At 72.2% G+C, this 16,293-nt stretch carries 18 protein-coding genes and 1 riboswitch; of the genes, 7 read left to right on the top strand and 11 right to left on the bottom strand.

Translation table 11 applies throughout. From position 1 onward, the window contains the following. Positions 1–85 precede the first annotated feature (85 nt). Positions 86–1,885 carry a glycoside hydrolase family 15 protein gene (locus ACFV8T_RS25970; protein ID WP_385331719.1) on the top strand — a complete coding sequence of 600 codons (1,800 nt, stop codon included), beginning with the start codon at positions 86–88 and terminating at the stop codon, positions 1,883–1,885. Between the two features lie 5 nt (positions 1,886–1,890). Next, a complete protein-coding gene (locus ACFV8T_RS25965) occupies positions 1,891–2,646 on the top strand; it encodes an SDR family oxidoreductase (RefSeq protein ID WP_385331716.1) in 756 nt (251 codons plus the stop codon). Positions 2,647–2,694: 48 nt separating this feature from the next. On the opposite strand, the gene amaP is transcribed toward ACFV8T_RS25965, so the two are convergent. The 5 genes from amaP to ACFV8T_RS25940 are packed head-to-tail and all read right to left on the bottom strand — an operon-like array spanning position 2,695 to position 5,048. After that, the gene (gene amaP, locus ACFV8T_RS25960; RefSeq protein WP_385331810.1) at positions 2,695–3,273 is read right to left on the bottom strand and encodes an alkaline shock response membrane anchor protein AmaP; all 579 of its coding nucleotides are present in this window, start codon (positions 3,271–3,273) and stop codon (positions 2,695–2,697) included. A gap of 5 nt (positions 3,274–3,278) precedes the next feature. Beyond that, positions 3,279–3,995 carry a DUF6286 domain-containing protein gene (locus ACFV8T_RS25955; protein ID WP_385331713.1) on the bottom strand — a complete coding sequence of 239 codons (717 nt, stop codon included), beginning with the start codon at positions 3,993–3,995 and terminating at the stop codon, positions 3,279–3,281. Next, the gene (locus tag ACFV8T_RS25950; RefSeq protein ID WP_385331710.1) at positions 3,992–4,354 is read right to left on the bottom strand and encodes a hypothetical protein; all 363 of its coding nucleotides are present in this window, start codon (positions 4,352–4,354) and stop codon (positions 3,992–3,994) included. The genes ACFV8T_RS25955 and ACFV8T_RS25950 overlap by 4 nt, the downstream gene beginning before the upstream one ends. Continuing rightward, the gene (locus ACFV8T_RS25945) at positions 4,351–4,542 is read right to left on the bottom strand and encodes a hypothetical protein (RefSeq protein ID WP_385331707.1); all 192 of its coding nucleotides are present in this window, start codon (positions 4,540–4,542) and stop codon (positions 4,351–4,353) included. The genes ACFV8T_RS25950 and ACFV8T_RS25945 overlap by 4 nt, the downstream gene beginning before the upstream one ends. A gap of 32 nt (positions 4,543–4,574) precedes the next feature. Then, positions 4,575–5,048 carry an Asp23/Gls24 family envelope stress response protein gene (locus ACFV8T_RS25940; RefSeq protein ID WP_385331704.1) on the bottom strand — a complete coding sequence of 158 codons (474 nt, stop codon included), beginning with the start codon at positions 5,046–5,048 and terminating at the stop codon, positions 4,575–4,577. Positions 5,049–5,233: 185 nt separating this feature from the next. Here ACFV8T_RS25940 and ACFV8T_RS25935 point away from each other — a divergent pair, with 185 nt between their 5' ends. Beyond that, a complete protein-coding gene (locus tag ACFV8T_RS25935; protein ID WP_385331703.1) occupies positions 5,234–5,935 on the top strand; it encodes a hypothetical protein in 702 nt (233 codons plus the stop codon). Positions 5,936–5,987: 52 nt separating this feature from the next. Here the strand turns inward: ACFV8T_RS25935 and ACFV8T_RS25930 are convergent, their stop codons facing one another. The 3 genes from ACFV8T_RS25930 to ACFV8T_RS25920 form a co-directional block, all read right to left on the bottom strand. Next, positions 5,988–6,779 carry an enoyl-CoA hydratase/isomerase family protein gene (locus ACFV8T_RS25930; protein WP_385331701.1) on the bottom strand — a complete coding sequence of 264 codons (792 nt, stop codon included), beginning with the start codon at positions 6,777–6,779 and terminating at the stop codon, positions 5,988–5,990. Positions 6,780–6,928: 149 nt separating this feature from the next. Continuing rightward, positions 6,929–7,150, bottom strand: a complete 222-nt coding sequence (locus tag ACFV8T_RS25925) for a helix-turn-helix domain-containing protein (RefSeq protein WP_018518904.1) — start codon at positions 7,148–7,150, stop codon at positions 6,929–6,931. 342 nt (positions 7,151–7,492) lie between these two features. Beyond that, positions 7,493–9,091, bottom strand: coding sequence for an ABC-F family ATP-binding cassette domain-containing protein (locus tag ACFV8T_RS25920; RefSeq protein WP_385331698.1), 1,599 nt, complete (start codon positions 9,089–9,091; stop codon positions 7,493–7,495). 289 nt (positions 9,092–9,380) lie between these two features. On the opposite strand from ACFV8T_RS25920, the gene ACFV8T_RS25915 reads away from it, so the two are divergent. Then, positions 9,381–10,271: a neutral zinc metallopeptidase gene (locus ACFV8T_RS25915; RefSeq protein ID WP_385331695.1), complete on the top strand. Its 891-nt coding sequence runs from the start codon at positions 9,381–9,383 to the stop codon at positions 10,269–10,271. A 104-nt stretch (positions 10,272–10,375) separates the two neighbouring features. Beyond that, on the top strand, positions 10,376–10,789 hold the full coding sequence (locus tag ACFV8T_RS25910; protein WP_385331694.1) for a VOC family protein: 414 nt from the start codon (positions 10,376–10,378) through the stop codon (positions 10,787–10,789). Between the two features lie 39 nt (positions 10,790–10,828). On the opposite strand, the gene ACFV8T_RS25905 is transcribed toward ACFV8T_RS25910, so the two are convergent. The 3 genes from ACFV8T_RS25905 to ACFV8T_RS25895 all read right to left on the bottom strand — a co-directional run bounded on the left by ACFV8T_RS25905 (position 10,829) and on the right by ACFV8T_RS25895 (position 14,183). Continuing rightward, positions 10,829–12,139: a hypothetical protein gene (locus tag ACFV8T_RS25905; RefSeq protein WP_385331808.1), complete on the bottom strand. Its 1,311-nt coding sequence runs from the start codon at positions 12,137–12,139 to the stop codon at positions 10,829–10,831. Positions 12,140–12,324: 185 nt separating this feature from the next. Further along, a complete protein-coding gene (locus ACFV8T_RS25900; protein ID WP_385331691.1) occupies positions 12,325–13,452 on the bottom strand; it encodes an alpha/beta hydrolase in 1,128 nt (375 codons plus the stop codon). 71 nt (positions 13,453–13,523) lie between these two features. Beyond that, a complete protein-coding gene (locus tag ACFV8T_RS25895) occupies positions 13,524–14,183 on the bottom strand; it encodes a class II aldolase/adducin family protein (RefSeq protein WP_385331689.1) in 660 nt (219 codons plus the stop codon). A gap of 209 nt (positions 14,184–14,392) precedes the next feature. Here ACFV8T_RS25895 and ACFV8T_RS25890 point away from each other — a divergent pair, with 209 nt between their 5' ends. Together ACFV8T_RS25890 and ACFV8T_RS25885 are read left to right on the top strand one after the other, a co-directional pair. Further along, entirely contained in the window at positions 14,393–15,658 is a 1,266-nt protein-coding gene (locus ACFV8T_RS25890; protein WP_385331686.1) for an anion permease, read from the top strand. Positions 15,659–15,680: 22 nt separating this feature from the next. Beyond that, a complete protein-coding gene (locus ACFV8T_RS25885; RefSeq protein WP_266421086.1) occupies positions 15,681–15,911 on the top strand; it encodes a hypothetical protein in 231 nt (76 codons plus the stop codon). A 151-nt stretch (positions 15,912–16,062) separates the two neighbouring features. After that, positions 16,063–16,194: riboswitch (cobalamin riboswitch) on the top strand. Positions 16,195–16,293: the final 99 nt, after the last annotated feature.

Raw genomic sequence — 16,293 nt, 5'->3', positions numbered from 1 at the left:
GGATGCGGGCCGGAGCGTTCCGGCCGGGTGACCCCCGCCGTCCGGGTTTGCTTAACGAGGCCCAGGTTCGGGAACACGCCAGAACGTGACTCCACGCATCGAGGACTACGCCCTCATCGGCGATCTCCAGACAGCCGCCCTGGTCGGCAGAAACGGTTCTGTCGACTGGCTCTGTCTGCCCCGCTTCGACTCGGGCGCCTGCTTCGCCGCCCTGCTCGGCGACGAGGACAACGGCCACTGGCGGATCGCCCCGAAGGGGGCGGAGACCTGTACCCGGCGCGGCTACGCGGGTGAGTCCCTCGTCCTGGAGACGTTCTGGGAGACCCGCACCGGCACGGTCAAGGTCATCGACTTCATGCCGCAGCGCGACCGGGAACCCGACGTCATGCGGATCGTCGAGGGCATCAGCGGCACGGTCGAGATGAGCTCCGTGATCCGGCTGCGCTTCGACTTCGGCTCGGTCGTGCCGTGGGTGCGCCGCTCGGAGGGGCACCGGGTGGCGGTCGCGGGGCCGGACTCGGCCTGGCTGCGCAGCGAGCCGCCGGTCAAGACCTGGGGCCAGCAGTTCTCCACCTGCTCGTCCTTCACCGTCTCCGCGGGCGAGAAGGTGGCGTTCGTACTGACCTGGCACCCCTCGCACTCGCCCCGCCCCGAGCTCGTCGACCCCCACCAGGCCCTGGAGAACACTCTGTCCGACTGGGCCGAGTGGTCCTCGCGGTGCAAGTACCGGGGTCCGTACCGGGAAGCGGTGATCCGCTCGCTGATCACGCTGAAGGCGCTGACCTTCGGCCCGACCGGCGGCATCGTGGCAGCGCCCACCACCTCGCTCCCGGAGGAGATCGGGGGCGTACGGAACTGGGACTACCGCTTCTGCTGGCTGCGGGACTCCACGCTGACCCTCGGCGCCCTCATTTCGGCCGGCTATCTGGAGGAGGCCGCCGCCTGGCGGGACTGGCTGCTGCGGGCGGTCGCCGGCGACCCGGCCGACCTGCAGATCATGTACGGCCTCGCGGGCGAACGCAGACTGCCCGAGGCGGAGCTGCCGTGGCTGCGCGGATACGAGAGCTCCGCCCCGGTCCGGATCGGCAACGCCGCGGTCCGCCAGCGCCAGCTCGACGTGTACGGGGAGGTCATCGACTCCTTGCGGCTCGCGCGCGAGGCGGGTCTGGACGACAAGCCGCACGCCTGGAATCTGCAGCTCAGTCTGCTCGGCTTCCTGGAGTCCACCTGGCGCGAGCCGGACGAGGGGCTGTGGGAGATCCGCGGCCAGCGCCGCCACTTCGTGCACTCCAAGGTGATGGCCTGGGTCGCCGCCGACCGTGCCGTACGCACCCTGGAGAACAACCCCGCGCTGACCGGCGACCCCGACCGGTGGCGGGCGATGCGGGACGCCGTGCACCGGGAGGTGTGCGAGAAGGGCTACGACCCGGAACGGAACACCTTCACGCAGTCCTACGGCTCCCGGAACCTGGACGCCGCGACGCTGCTGATCGCCCGGACGGGCTTCCTGCCGCCGGACGATCCCCGGCTGATCGGAACGGTCGACGCGGTCCGGGCCGAGCTCGGCAGCGACTGCCTGGTCCGCCGCTACAGCACGGACGGCTCCTCGATCGACGGGCTGCCCGGCAGCGAGGGCGCCTTTCTGGCGTGCTCGTTCTGGCTGGCCGACGCCCTGCTCCTGACCGGGCGCGCCGAAGAGGCCAGGGATCTCTTCGAGCGGCTCCTGGCGCTCCGTAACGATGTGGGGCTGCTCGCCGAGGAGTACGACACCGCCGGATGCCGTCAGCTGGGCAACTTCCCGCAGGCGTTCAGCCACATCGGCCTCGTGGGCACCGCCATGGCACTGGCCGGGGAGGACACGCTGGAGCCCGACGCGGCAGGATAGGGCCCATGGATCTTGGACTGAAGGACCGTGTGTACATCGTCACCGGAGCGACCCGGGGGCTGGGCAACGCCACGGCGCGGGCGCTCGCCGACGACGGCGCGAGGGTGATCGTCACCGGCCGGGACGGGAAGCGTGCCGAGGCCGCCGCCGCCGAACTGGGGCCGGACGCGGTCGGCCTCGCCGCCGACAACGCCGACCCCGCGTCCGCACAGCGCCTGGTGGACGCGGCGCACGAGCGGTTCGGGCGGCTCGACGGCATTCTCATCAGCGTCGGCGGACCGGCTCCCGGTTTCCTGGCCGACAACACCGACGAGCAGTGGCAGTCGGCCTTCGAGTCGGTGTTCCTGGGCGCGGTACGTCTCGCCAGGGCCGCTGCGGCCGTGCTCGGCGAGGGCGGTGTCATCGGCTTCGTGCTCTCCGGATCCGTGTACGAGCCGATCCCCGGGCTGACCATCTCCAACGGCCTGCGTCCCGGCCTGGCCGGTTTCGCCAAGTCCCTGGCCGACGAGCTCGGTCCCCGCGGCATCCGGGTGGTGGGCGTGCTGCCGGCCCGGATCGACACGGACCGGGTGCGCGAACTGGACGCCCTCGCGGGCGACGCGGAGGCTTCCCGGGCGGCGAGCGAGGCGCGGATCCCGCTGCGGCGCTACGGCACGCCGGAGGAGTTCGGCCGGACCGCGGCGTTCCTGCTCTCGCCTGCGGCGTCGTATCTGACGGGCATCATGGTGCCGGTCGACGGCGGCTCCCGGCAGGGCTTCTGAACCGGAGCCCGTGCCCGGTCGCCGGCCGGCCCGTCCGGCGACCGGCTGTCAGCTCACCCGCTCCGCACGGTGCTTGACGGCCCTCAGCCGTACCTCGGCCGGCAGCTCGGCCAGCCCCGCCGAATCCCGCGCATGGGCCAGTGCCTCGTCGGCGAGGCGGCCGAGCGCCTCGTCCGGCGCCGCGTGCGGCTCCATCAGCAGGCGGATCCGGGCATGCGGCGAGCTGCGCCGGCCGGTCAGCGCGACCTGGGCGCGGGCCACCCCGTCCAGCGTCCCCGCCTCGTCGGCGAGCACCCCTTCCAGGGCCCGGCCCCGCAGCAGCGCCCCCTCGCCGTCGCCGCTGTCCACCAGCACCTCGGCGAGGTGGGCGCGACGCAGCTGGGCCAGCAGCCACCACAGGGCGAGGACGACCACGACGGCGAGAACGGCGATGACCGTCGGCCACCACCAGCCCTGGTCGCGCCAGCGGTCCCGGTCGGCCGCGCCGATGAGCACATCGCGCTTGCCGTGCCAGGGCCACCAGGACGGTACGGAGAGGCCGAGACCGGCGGCGAGCACCGCGCCGCCGCCGCAGATCAGTACCAGCCCGGCCAGGCCGAGCAGTACCCGGTTGACGGTCCTGAGCAACGGGCTCACCCCTTCTTCGCGGGCCGGCGGACATGCACGGACAGGCTGGGCGGCCTGGCCAGCCCCAGTTCCCTGATGCCGGTCCCGAGCACGGTGTCCAGATCGGCCCGTACGTCGTCGAGTTCACGGAAGTGCGACACGGCGCGCACCACCGCCCTGCTCCGCCCCATCCGGACCCGTACCGACTGCACCCCGGAGACCTCGACGGCCCGGTCGCGCAGGACCAGTGCGGCCGCGGACCGGTCGAGGGCGGCCCGTACGCCGGGACGGTCGCGGCGCATCGGCAGCAGGTCGCGGAGCCCGGGGGTGACGGCGAGCACGAGCAGCCACAGGCCGATCGCCACGGCGACCGCCGCGGCGCCGAGCAGCCAGGCACTCTCCAGCGGGCGCCGGGCGAGCTCGTCGGCCAGCGCCCTGCGCCACCGCATCGCGGGGCGGTCGGCCCGCACCGCCACCACGTCGTAGAGCAGCAGGCCGCTGCCACCGAGGACCACGAGCGCGAGGACCGCGGCGGGGACGCGGCGCGCGGACCAGAAGCGGCCCGCCCTGCCGCCGCCCTCCCGCTGTGCGGGCACCGAGTCGTACGCGGCGGACGAGGCGGACTGGTCGAGTTGGGGCACATCCCCCTTCTCTTCGAACGCATCCCTCTTCCCGGCCTCTTCGACCGGGCCGGTGGTCGGCAGTCGTCGCGTGGGGTGCTCGGGTTCATGGGGCTCGGTCATCGGATCCTCCCCTGTGCCGCGATGCTCGCTCCCGTCGGATGCAGGCGCTCGACCTGTACGGCCACCTCGGGCACTTCCATCCCCGCCAACGCCTTTACCCGCTCGGCGACATGCCGACGCACCCCGCCGCACTGGCGGCCGATGTCGGAGGGGTATCCGAGCTCCAGGCTCACCCGGACCCGGGCGGTGTCCCGATGCACCGTGACCGTGGCGTGCGGTGCGGCGCCCTCCTCCGGCGGCTCGTCGATCGCCTCCTTCGCCGCCTGTGCGGCGATCTTCGCGACCACCCGGTCGGCGATCCGGGTCTCCCCGCGCTCACCTGCGGCGATCCGGCCGCTCGCCCCCGACAACGCCGTCACCGCCGTCGGTCGCCGTGCTCGCGACTCCGGAAGAAGTCGCCGGGTTCCAGGTCGCCCTCCAGGAAGCGGCCGACGACGAAGCCGACCGCTCCCAGGGCCGCCACCAGCAGGAAGGCCCCGAAACCGCCGAAGTACCCGGCGAATCCGAGTGCCATGCCGGCCACCATGCCGACCACAGCCATGCTCATCGTGCGCTCCTCAACTGCCTCGCTCCGGAGGCCTACTGGAGACGTGGCTCGGGCTGGTCGTCGTCATCGGCCTCGTCGGGCAGCTTCACGTCGCTCACCGCGATATTGACCTCGACGACCTCCAGACCGGTCATCCGCTCGACCGCCGCGACCACGTTCTCCCGTACGTCACGGGCGACATCGGCGATCGCAACGCCGTAGTCGACGACGATCTCCAGGTCGAGAGCGGTCTGGGACTCACCGACCTCCGCCTTCACCCCGCGGGTGACGGACTTGCCACCACCGGGTACCCGGTCGCGCACCGCTCCGAAGGTGCGCGAGAAACCGCTGCCCATCGCGTGGACGCCGACCACGTCGCGGGCCGCCATTCCCGCGATCTTCTCGACCACTCCGTCGGCGATGGTCGTACGGCCACGGGTGGCGGGGGCTCCCCCGCCGCGCTTGGTGAGCGGGCTCGACTCCTTGTCGGGGCTCTCGGGCCGGTTCCACTGTGTGGTGTCGGTCATCGCCGTTCTTCCCTTCGGGGCAGGTTGGGACCCAGGGCCTCTCGTCCGGACCAGGCCGGGCTCGCGGGGGTCTGGCGCTGCGCCCAGATCTGCCCTGATCCGCCCTGATTCAAATGAAAGGCCCTCTTCGCCCACATTAGGTGCGCTTGCCGCGTCCCGCGCCGTGGATGCGGCAGGCTGGGGAAATGACGACGGCTGACGGCCCGCGAGGGGCCGACGGATGGGCAGCGGCGGTCCGGCAACGGCTCGGCCTCGGCCGGCTGCTCCCGCTGGGCGGTCCGGCGGACGGGGCCTGGATCTCCGAACGGGCCGCGGCCACGGTGCTGCGCGGCGTGGTGGCGGGACCGGGCCCCGGCCCCGTGCTCGGGGAGCTCAGGATCTCGGTGGCCGATCCGGACGGGGCACCGGACGCGGAGGTGGAGCCGCCGCCCAGCGCGCTGCCGCCGGGGCCGCTGCGGATCGAGGCGACCATGTCGGCCGTGTCCGGTCAGCCGCTGCCCGTCGCGGCCGAGGCGCTGCGCTCGGCACTGCTGACGGCGGCCTCGCAACGGCTCGGCCTGGTGGTGGCCGCGGTGGACGTCCGGGTGACGGAGCTGCTGGACACACCGCCCGAACGGCCTGCTCCGGCCCCGGCCGAGGTGCGCGGGGCACGGGCGGAGGGGGTGGCGGCGACGGCGGCTGCGGGTGTTCCGGGTGTGGTGACGCTGACCCGGGTGCTGGGCCATGCGGTGCACACGGGCCCGGACCAGGTGCGGGTCGAGCTGGCGACGGACCCGGGCCACCGGGCGCTCGACGTGGCCCGTGCGGTGCGGCACGCCGTGGCGAACGCCGTGGAGGGGCACCCCTCGGTCGCGGTGCTGGTCACCGCGGTGGTGGAGCGGGGCTGAGCGCGGGGCGGGCCCGGGGCGCCGGGCCCGCCCGCGATCGTGGGACGGGCGCTCAGTCGGTGATGCCCGCCAGATCGCGCAGCCGACGGCCCTGCGCGGCGCGTTCGGCGACGCGCTGCTCCTCGTAACCACGGGAGAGGGCACCGCTCAGCAGCGCCTTGGTCTCCACGACGGCGTCGCGCGGGGCGGCCAGCAGCGCGCCGGCCAGGTCGCGGGCCGCGGCGTCCAGCTCACCGGCGGGGACGACGAGGTTGGCCAGGCCGGTGCGCTCGGCCTCCTCGGCGTGCACGAAGCGGCCCGTGGCGCAGATTTCGAGCGCGCGGGCGTACCCCACCAGGTTCACCAGGGGGTGCGTGCCGGTGAGGTCGGGCACCAGACCGAGGCTGGTCTCGCGCATGGCGAACTGCACGTCCTCGGCGACGATCCGCAGATCGCAGGCGAGGGCGAGCTGGAAGCCGGCACCGATCGCATGTCCCTGGACGGCCGCGATCGACACGATGTCGTTGCGGCGCCACCAGGTGAACGCCTCCTGGTACTCGGCGATGGTCGCGTCGAGCTCGGCCTCCGGGCCGCGCGCCATGTCGAGGAAGGACGGCTCGCCGTCGAACCCCTCGGGGGTGAACGCCTGCCGGTCGAGTCCCGCGGAGAAGGACTTGCCCTCGCCGCGGAGCACGACGACCCGCACGCTTCCGGGCAGTGCCCGTCCGGCCTCCGTCAACGCCCGCCACAGAGCGGGGGACTGAGCGTTGCGCTTGGCCGGATTGGTGAGGGTCACCGTGGCGACCGCGTCGTCGACGGTGAGTCGTACGCCGTCCTTGTCGAACACAGAGTCGAGCGAGGTCATGGAGCGCCTCCGGATCGGTTCAGTCAGCATGCAGAGCTAAGTGACTGAACAGTAACCACCCGGCCGACATCACTGCCGACCGGGTGGCCACCGCCGAAACCGGTGAGCCCCGGGACGGGCCGGACGACCCGCCCCGACCGCCTGGGGCGTCAGGCCGTTGCGGCCTTCTTGCCCCGTGTCGCTCCGCCGCGTCCCCGCAGCGTGACTCCGGACTCACTGAGCATCCGGTGGACGAATCCGTAGGAGCGGCCGGTCTCTTCGGCCAACGCCCGGATGCTCGCACCGGAGTCGTACTTCTTCTTCAGGTCTGCCGCGAGCTTGTCACGCGCGGCGCCGGTAACCCGGCTGCCCTTCTTCAGAGTCTCGGCCACCCGTGCCTCCTCATGGGAAGTGCGCTCTGGACTCTCATGATCACCCCTCGGGAGCTTCCTGGCCACCCATTCGGCAAGGTCCGTGCAACCCGGCTCCCGGCCAGGGAAGGGCTCCACACGACCGGAATCCCACATTCCGCAGGGTCGCGGCGACCGGTGGGGCAGGGTCCCGGAAGAACCGGCAGGTCAGGGCCACACGGGGTGCGCGGCCCCCATATGGGTGCGCCCGGCAGGTATCTGCCGGGCGCCGCGCCGGGGTACGAGACGTACTCACGCAGATGATGGATCACGCGTAGGCCGAATGATCCAGACGGAGTGGATCAGACGGACAGCGGGGCGGGATCAGGCCAGTGCGACCAGGTCCTGGTAGTCCGCGCCCCACAGGTCCTCGACGCCGTCCGGCAGCAGGATGATGCGCTCCGGCTGGAGGGCCTCGACCGCTCCCTCGTCGTGCGTGACGAGGACGACGGCGCCCTTGTACGTGCGCAGCGCGCCGAGGATCTCCTCGCGGCTGGCGGGGTCGAGGTTGTTCGTCGGCTCGTCCAGGAGCAGCACGTTGGCGGAGGAGACCACCAGGGTCGCCAGCGCGAGACGGGTCTTCTCACCGCCGGAGAGGACACCGGCGGGCTTGTCGACGTCGTCGCCGGAGAAGAGGAAGGAGCCCAGCGTCTTGCGGACCTCGACGAGGTCGAGGTCGGGCGCCGCGGAGCGCATGTTCTCCAGGACGGAGCGGTCCGGGTCGAGGGTCTCGTGCTCCTGGGCGTAGTAGCCGAGCTTGAGGCCGTGGCCCTCGATCACCTCGCCGGTGTCGGGCTTCTCGGCGCCGCCGAGCAGCCGCAGCAGCGTGGTCTTGCCCGCGCCGTTGAGGCCGAGGATGACGACCCGGGAGCCCTTGTCGATGGCGAGATCCACATCGGTGAAGATTTCGAGGGAGCCGTACGACTTGGACAGGCCCTCCGCCATCAGGGGGGTCTTGCCGCACGGAGCGGGCTCGGGGAAGCGGAGCTTGGCGACCTTGTCGGAGACCCGGACGGCCTCCAGACCGGAGAGCAGCCGATCGGCGCGCTTGGCCATGTTCTGCGCGGCGACGGTCTTGGTGGCCTTCGCGCGCATCTTGTCGGCCTGCGAGTTGAGGGCGGCGGCCTTCTTCTCGGCGTTCTGCCGCTCGCGCTTGCGGCGCTTCTCGTCGGCCTCGCGCTGCTGCTGGTAGAGCTTCCAGCCCATGTTGTAGATGTCGATCTGCGAGCGGTTGGCGTCGAGGTAGAAGACCTTGTTGACAACCGTCTCGACGAGCTCTTCATCGTGGGAGATCACGATGAAGCCACCGCGGTAGGTCTTGAGGTAGTCGCGCAGCCAGACGATCGAGTCGGCGTCGAGGTGGTTGGTCGGCTCGTCGAGCAGCAGGATGTCGGCGTCCGAGAAGAGGATCCGGGCCAGCTCGACACGGCGGCGCTGACCGCCGGAGAGCGTGTGGAGCGGCTGGCCGAGCACCCGGTCGGGCAGGCTGAGCGCGGCGGCGATGGTGGCGGCCTCGGCCTCGGCGGCGTATCCGCCCTTGGTGAGGAACTCCGTCTCCAGGCGCTCGTACTTCTTCATCGCCTTCTCGCGGGTGGCGCCCTTGCCGGTCGCCATCCGCTCCTCGTTCTCCCGCATCTTGCGCAGGGTCTCGTCGAGGCCGCGGGCGGAGAGGATGCGGTCGCGAGCCAGCACGTCGAGGTCGCCGGTGCGGGGGTCCTGCGGGAGGTAGCCCACCTCGCCGGAGCGGGTGATGGTGCCGCCGACGGGATTGCCATCGCCCGCGAGGCACTTGGTGAGCGTGGTCTTGCCCGCTCCGTTGCGGCCGACGAGGCCGATGCGGTCGCCCTTGGCGATGCGGAAGGAGGCGGACTCGATGAGGATGCGGGCGCCGGCGCGCAGCTCGATGCCGGAAGCGGTGATCACGGTAAAACTCCAGGGCGGTTGGACGGCTGACGGGACGAGGGCGGAGGTGTCTCGACGCCGCTAATGCACAAGGAGAATTGCCATACGGGCCATTCTACTGGCGGTGTGCAACTGCTTTTCCGCATGCATCCATGGCACGTGCCCGGTGCACCTATGGAAGGTGCCCGGCCGTCGCCCGGTGTCGCCGCCCCACTCCACCGCGCGACCAAAAAGGGCATCACGGTGTGAACTACCCGATACTCGGCGGAGGTGGCGAGACCACCGCGGCCGGAGCGGAGGGTGGTGCCCCATGCAGTTCGACGACGACGCCGACCTGGACACGTCCGAGGTCCAGGATGTGCGCGGCAACCGGATCCCGGGCGGCAGGGCCACCGTGGGCGGCGGCATCGTCGGCATCATCGCACTGATCCTGGGGCTGCTCTTCGGTGTCGGCCCCGACCAGCTCGGCCTCTCGTCCGGCGGACCGGACACGACGGCGACCGCGTCGACGGCGGCACAGGTGGAGCAGTCCTGCCGGACCGGACGGGACGCGAACACCAGGGACGACTGCCGGACCGTGGCGGTGGTCAACAGCGTGCAGGACTTCTGGAGGCAGGAGTTCCGGCGGCGTCGGGGCGCGTACACGCCTTCGCGCACGGTCCTGTTCAGTGACCGGATCGGCACCGCGTGCGGCTCCGCGACCTCGGCGGTCGGGCCGTTCTACTGCCCGGGTGACCGGCAGGTCTACCTGGATCTGGGGTTCTTCGACGAACTGCGGACCAAGTTCGGCTCCAGCGGCGGCCCGTTCGCCGAGGCCTATGTCGTCGCCCATGAGTACGGACACCATGTGCAGGACCTGATGGGGACGCTGGACCGGTCCCAGGACGGCCGGACCGGTGCGAACAGCAACGCGGTCCGGGTGGAGCTGCAGGCGGACTGCTACGCCGGGGTCTGGGCGCATCACGCGACGACCACACCCGACGAATCGACCGGGCGGCCACTGATCACCTCACTGACGCAGGCGGACATCCGGGACGGACTCGACGCGGCGGCCGCGGTCGGCGACGACCGGATCCAGGAGAAGTTCCAGGGCCGGGTCACGCCGGAGTCCTGGACGCACGGTTCGGCCGCGCAGCGCCGGCAGTGGTTCACCACCGGCTTCCGCAGCGGCGACATGGCCGACTGCAACACCTTCCGCTGAGCCCCGGGCCCCGGGACCGCGCCGGGCCGTTGTCAGTGGCCGATGGAAGACTGAGACACAGATCACAGAAGCGGGTCACGGGAGTACGAGACGAGGTGAGCGTCATGGCAGGCGCACAGGCCGGTGTTCCGACGATCTATCCGACGATTCTGTACGACGACGCGAAGGCCGCGATCAGGACACTGACGGAGGGCCTCGGCTTCACCGAGGAAGCGGTGTACGAGGGCGAGGGCGGCCAGGTGCTCCATGCCGAGCTGTCCTGCGGCAACGGCAGGGTGATGCTGGGCTCCAAGGGCCGCGAGGGCGTCTTCGCCAAAGCGATGCAGGGCGCGGGTCCCGCCGGCGTCTACGTCGTGGTCGACGAGGTCGACGCGCACCACGCCAGAGCCGTGGAGCACGGGGTGGAGATCCTGATGCCGCCCACCGATCAGGACTACGGCTCGCGTGACTACATGGCACGGGACGCCGAGGGCAATGTGTGGAGCTTCGGTACGTACGCGCCGGGGTCGGCGGACTGACGGCCGGACGGGCCGGGGCGGCCCGTCCGGCGCGGGGTGTCAGGCGCCGCCGGTGTGCACCTGGAACGCGGCCCGGCGCACCGCCTTGGCCAGCGCCGGGTCCGGGTGCGCGGCGGCCAGGGCCACCAGCACCTGCACGGTGCGCGGGTGGCCTACGGCCCGTACCTCGTCCAGCAGGGCCGGCACCGTGCCCTGGACGGCCGAGTCGAGATGGCGGACCAGCAGCCCGGTCTCGCCGTGGTCCGCGACGGCCGCCGCGGTGTCGACCCAGAGCCAGGTGGCCTCCTCCCGGCTGAGGACGTCCTGGGCGTCCTCGGGGTCGGCTCCGTCGTACTCGGCCAGCCAGAGCAGCGCGTAGGGGCGCAGCGAGGGGTCGGCGACGACGGAGCGCACCTCGGGCTCGGCGGGGGCGCCGACGACTCGGAGCGCCTCGAAGGCGAGCCCCCGCAGGAGCGCGTCCTCCCCGCGGGCGACGGCGAGGAGTTCGGCGACGGCGCTGCCGACCGGGCGGGCGGCCAGCCAGGCCCGGTATTCGTCGCGGGCCGGGCCGGGGGTGAGCCGGGCGCAGCCGAGCAGCATGTCGGCGGCGGACTGCTCGATGTTCCCGGCCGGGCTCTGGGCCGCGACGCAGATCTGTTCCAGCTTGACCCAGACCGCCCAGTTGCCGAGCGGGGTGAGGGTGGCGTGTCCGGCGCCGAGAGTGAGCGCGCCGACGGCGGCCAGCCCCTCCAGGGCCCAGTCCAGCAGCAGCGCCACCAGGGCGGCCGGGTGCCCGGCGGGAGCGGACTCGGCCGGGACCGGCAGCGACTGGGGCCCGTAGGGCACTTCGCAACGCTCCTCGCGGAGTTCCGCGACGCGCTGGCCGAGCAGGTCCAGCAGGGCGGGCACGGTGACCGGGCCCGCCGAGAGCTGGAGGAGGGAGAGGACCTGCGGCACGGCCTCGACGGCCTCGGCGACCGCGGTGGACTCGATGTCCACGGGCGCCGGGTGGACGAGCGACCAGGCGTCGAAGAGCGCCACCCAGCCGCGGAGCACGGCGGAGTCGTCGCGGTCCCAGGCGCGCAGCCGCCACCCGGGGCGCGCGGTGTCGCCGTGCAGTTCGACGAGGCCGGCGAGCCTGGCCCGGTCCCAGCCGGAGCGCACCTGGGCCGGGGACAACTCCAGAGCTGTCGCGGCCCGTTGGAGCGCCTGGGCGGCGAGCGGTGGTGCGCCGGGGATCGCGCCGTCGGCTGCCCAGTGGGCGATCCGTACGGCATCGGCGAGGGCCGTCCTGGCCTGCCGGGCCAGTTCCGACCGGGGCGGGGTGCCCTCCGGAGGGCGGGGGGCCGGCCTGGTGCGCCGGGTGGTCACGGCCTTGCGAGCGGTGGCAAGGGGTCGCGGGCGGACAAGTCGCAGCCTGGAGTCGCGCGGGTTACGGGACGTCACGGGGAGCAGTCTTGCTCCTGACGGCCCGAAAGCCCAAACGGAACCCGAATTCCCGGTGGAGGGGCCGGTGGACGGGGCCCGGGACCAAATGGCCGATCCCCCTCATCAGGTCACATCAGGGGCGTCAGGAAGCGGCGCAGGGTCTCTTCGTAGTGGGCCGGGTCGGCATTCCACATCGCCGCATGCGGAGCCTGTGGCACGGCGTGCAGGGCGATCAGGTCCGGGCGGCGGGCGGCGAGATCGCGGGACGGCTGCCAGGGGGCGAGCCTGTCGTCGGGGCCGTGGAAGATCAGGGTCGGGGCCTGCAGGGCCGGTGCGAGGGAGCCGTCCAGCAGCCGGGCGCCGTGCAGTCCGGTCTGCCCCTCGGCGGCGCGGACGGCGAGCGGCAGCAGGGCGGCCGGGACGCCCCGCGCGACGGCCAGGGCGCGCAGCGTGGCGACCCAGTCCAGCACCGGGGAGTCGAGGACGAGACCGCAGATCCGGTCGCGCAGCGCGGAGTTGACGGCCGCGTGCAGCGCCATCGAGGCACCGGTGGACCAGCCGTGCAGGACGACCTTCTCGGCTCCGTACCGCACGGCGAAGCGGATCGCGGCGTCCAGGTCGCGCCATTCGGATTCGCCGAGATGAGCGAGGCCGTCGGGGGAACGCGGGGCTCCGGTGTCGCCGCGGTAGGCCAGGTCGAGCACGGGCAGGCGCAGGTCGTGCAGGAACCTCATGACGTTCATGGGGTGTTCCCTGGTGGTGCCGAGGCCGTGCACCGTGATGACCCAGGTGTCGCGGGGGCCGGGCAGGAACCAGGCGGGCAGGGCGCCGAGTTCGCCGGGGATCTCGACCTCCCGGTGATGGAGGCCGAGCGCCGAGAACGGGTCGCCGCTGTGCAGCTGCGGGGTGACGCGGACCTTGGCGCCGGTCTCCAGGCTGCCGCGGTCGACGCGTTCCAGTCTGCGGACGACGGTGTCGGGGGCGTGGTGGGCGTGCTCGATCACCGGGCCGACCACGGCATGGACGTCCTTGCTCACCAGTCCGTACATGCCGGGCCGCAGGGCGGTGAAGGAGCGGGTCAGGGTGACCTGCCCGGCCGCCGTGGCGTGCACGGTGAGTCTGCGGTCGGCGGGGAGCGGTCGTCCGGACGGCGCCCTGAGGGCGGCGTCGCTGGCGAACCGGCCGGCCGCGACCGCTGCCGCACCGACGCCGAGGATCGTGGTGACGGCTGCTGCCGTAACTGTTGCCGGGCGCACTGCTCCAGTGTCGTGGGCAGCGCGGGACCCTGCCAGCGGACGGGGCTGTCCGGCGGATCGGGCCGGCCGGGTCAGCCCGGCTGTCCGTACCCCTTGAGCGCCTCCTGCACATCGCGCAGCTGCTCCGGCGAGAGCAGGTTCGGGGTGTGTCCGGGGACGGAGCTCGCGGTGAGCCAGAGCCGGCAGAGCCATTCCAGCTGGGCGGTCCGGTCGTACGCCTCGTCCAGGGTGGTTCCGTAGGTGACGGTTCCGTGGTTCTGGAGCAGGCAGCCGGTACGGCCGTGCAGGGCGGCGAGCATGTTCTCGGCCAGTTCCGCGGTGCCGTAGCGCGCGTAGGCCGCGACGCGGACGGGGCCGCCCAGCACGGCGGCGGCGTAGTGGATCGACGGGACCTCGGGGACCAGTGTGGAGACGGCCGTGGCGTGCACCGCGTGGGTGTGCACGACGGCGGCCGCGTCGGTGTTCCGGTAGACGGCGAGGTGGAGCGGCAGTTCGCTGGTCGGGGCCAGTTCGCCGAGTACGCGGTTGCCTTCCGGATCGACGCCGACGGCGTCCTCGGGACCCAGCCGGTCGTACGGCACTCCGCTCGGCGTGACCAGGATGGTGTCGCCGACCCGTGCCGACACGTTTCCCGAGGTCCCGACGACGAGGCCCTCGGCCGCCGTCCGCCGGGCGGTGGTGACGACACCGTCCCAGGCGCGCCTGATCGCGTCCCGCTGCTGCTCGCTCATACGCCGATCCTGTCAGCCCCGGAGGCGAACGGGTATGCGATCGGCCACAGCCGCGCCCCGCCGGAAAGCCGGGCCACGCCTCGCCCGGACACAAGCGGAATGCTTCCGCTCCGGTTTGGAACACCCCGACGCCCCGCCTAGTTCACCTTCCGTTCACCCAGGTTGCCTACGGTCCACATGCCAATGACGTCGAACGATTGCCTGGGTAAATGGAACACATCACGCTGCTACTCGCGATTGTGATCGTGACAGCTCTAGTGTTCGATTTCACGAACGGTTTCCACGACACCGCGAACGCGATGGCGACAACCATCTCGACCGGTGCACTCAGACCGAAGACAGCGGTGGCCATGTCCGCCGTTCTCAATCTCGTCGGCGCGTTCCTGTCGGTGGAGGTCGCCAAGACGATCTCCGGCGGGATCATCAACGAGGACGGGCTGCGAACAGAAGTCATCTTCGCGGCACTCGTCGGCGCCATTCTGTGGAATCTGCTGACCTGGCTGGTCGGACTGCCGTCCAGCTCCTCGCACGCCCTGTTCGGCGGTCTGATCGGCGCGGCCGTGATGTCGGCGGGCTGGTCGTCCGTCAACGGCGGCACCGTCGTCACCAAGGTGCTGCTGCCCGCCCTCGCCGCCCCGATCGTCGCCGGTCTGGCCGCGCTGCTGGCCACCAGGCTGACGTACCGGATCGGCGGGAAGGTCCGCAACGACGCCCAGGAGAAGGCCACCGCCAAGGGGTACCGCGCGGGCCAGATCGCCTCGGCCGGACTGGTCTCCCTCGCCCACGGCACCAACGACGCGCAGAAGACCATGGGCATCATCACCCTGGCCCTGGTCACCGGCGGTGTCCTGCACCCGGGCGCCAACCCGCCGGTCTGGGTCATCGTCTGCGCCGGTACGGCCATCGCGCTCGGCACCTACCTGGGCGGCTGGCGCATCATCCGCACCATGGGCAGCGGCCTCACCGACCTCAGGCCGCCGCAGGGCTTCGCCGCCCAGACCAGCGCGGCCACCGTCATCCTGGCCTCCTCGCACCTCGGTTTCTCCCTCTCCACCACCCAGTCCTGCTCCGGCGCCGTGATGGGCGCGGGCCTCGGCCGCCAGGGCGGTGTGGTCCGCTGGTCCACCGCCACCCGGATGTTCGTCGCCTGGGGTCTGACCCTGCCGGCCGCGGGTCTGGTCGGCGCGGGCGCGGAGCTCCTCACCAAGCAGGGCACCTGGGGCGTCGTGGTCGTCGCGGTGCTGCTGGTCGCGGGTTCCGGCGCGATCTGGCTGGTGTCGCGCCGCAAGCCGGTCGGCCACGACGACGTCGCGCCGGCGGACGTCGGCATCGAGCCCGCGGGTGTCGTCACCACGGCCATCGCCGCCGTCAGCCCGCCGCCCACCGCGGCCCAGGCGACGGCCCAGAACCTCATGACCACCATTCCGGCCCCGGCCGGAACCACCCAGGACCCGGCGCGACCCGCCACCGTCTGACCCGGCCGTCTAAGGATTCAGCATGAACATCGACTGGGCAGCCCTCGGCTCCGTATTCGGCGTCTCCCTCGTTGTCACCGTCGCGCTGGTGGGCCTCTTCACCCTGGGCATCGTCGGCCTCTCCAAGCAGCCGGAACCGGCGGCGCAGGGCGGCTCCGGCGGCTCGCTGCTGCTGGCCCGCGCCGGCGCGTACGTCTGCTTCACGCTGTGCGCGGCGGCCGTCGCGTACGGCATCTATCTGATCGTCGCCTGAGCCGCTCCCGCGCACGCTCTCCCATCGGGCCGGACACCACGGGTGTCCGGCCCGATGTGGGTCTCAGCACACTGCGCCGTCGCAGGTCAACGGCAGGTTGACGGGCGTTCGCAGAGCGTGGTGGACTGCCGGAGCCAATTACGGCGACAGCAGAGGAAGCCGGTGCGAATCCGGCGCGGTCCCGCCACTGTCACCGGGGAGCGGTCCCCCACACCGGAAGTCACGGCACGCGCGAGCGGGCTGGAAGGCCGGGGGAACCGCGGATCCGGGAGCCAGGAGACTCTCGTCGCCGGTCACGTCGAACCAGGGCGCGGACCCTGAGTGAGGACATATCGCCATGCCTGGCCGCCCTGCGTCCGCTGTTCCGGCGCTCTCGACGAGA

The organism is Streptomyces sp. NPDC059832 (assembly GCF_042731715.1).
Classification (GTDB): Bacteria; Actinomycetota; Actinomycetes; order Streptomycetales; family Streptomycetaceae; genus Streptomyces.
Note: the sequence above shows the minus strand (reverse complement) of the source record. Positions and strands in the feature narration are given on the sequence as shown.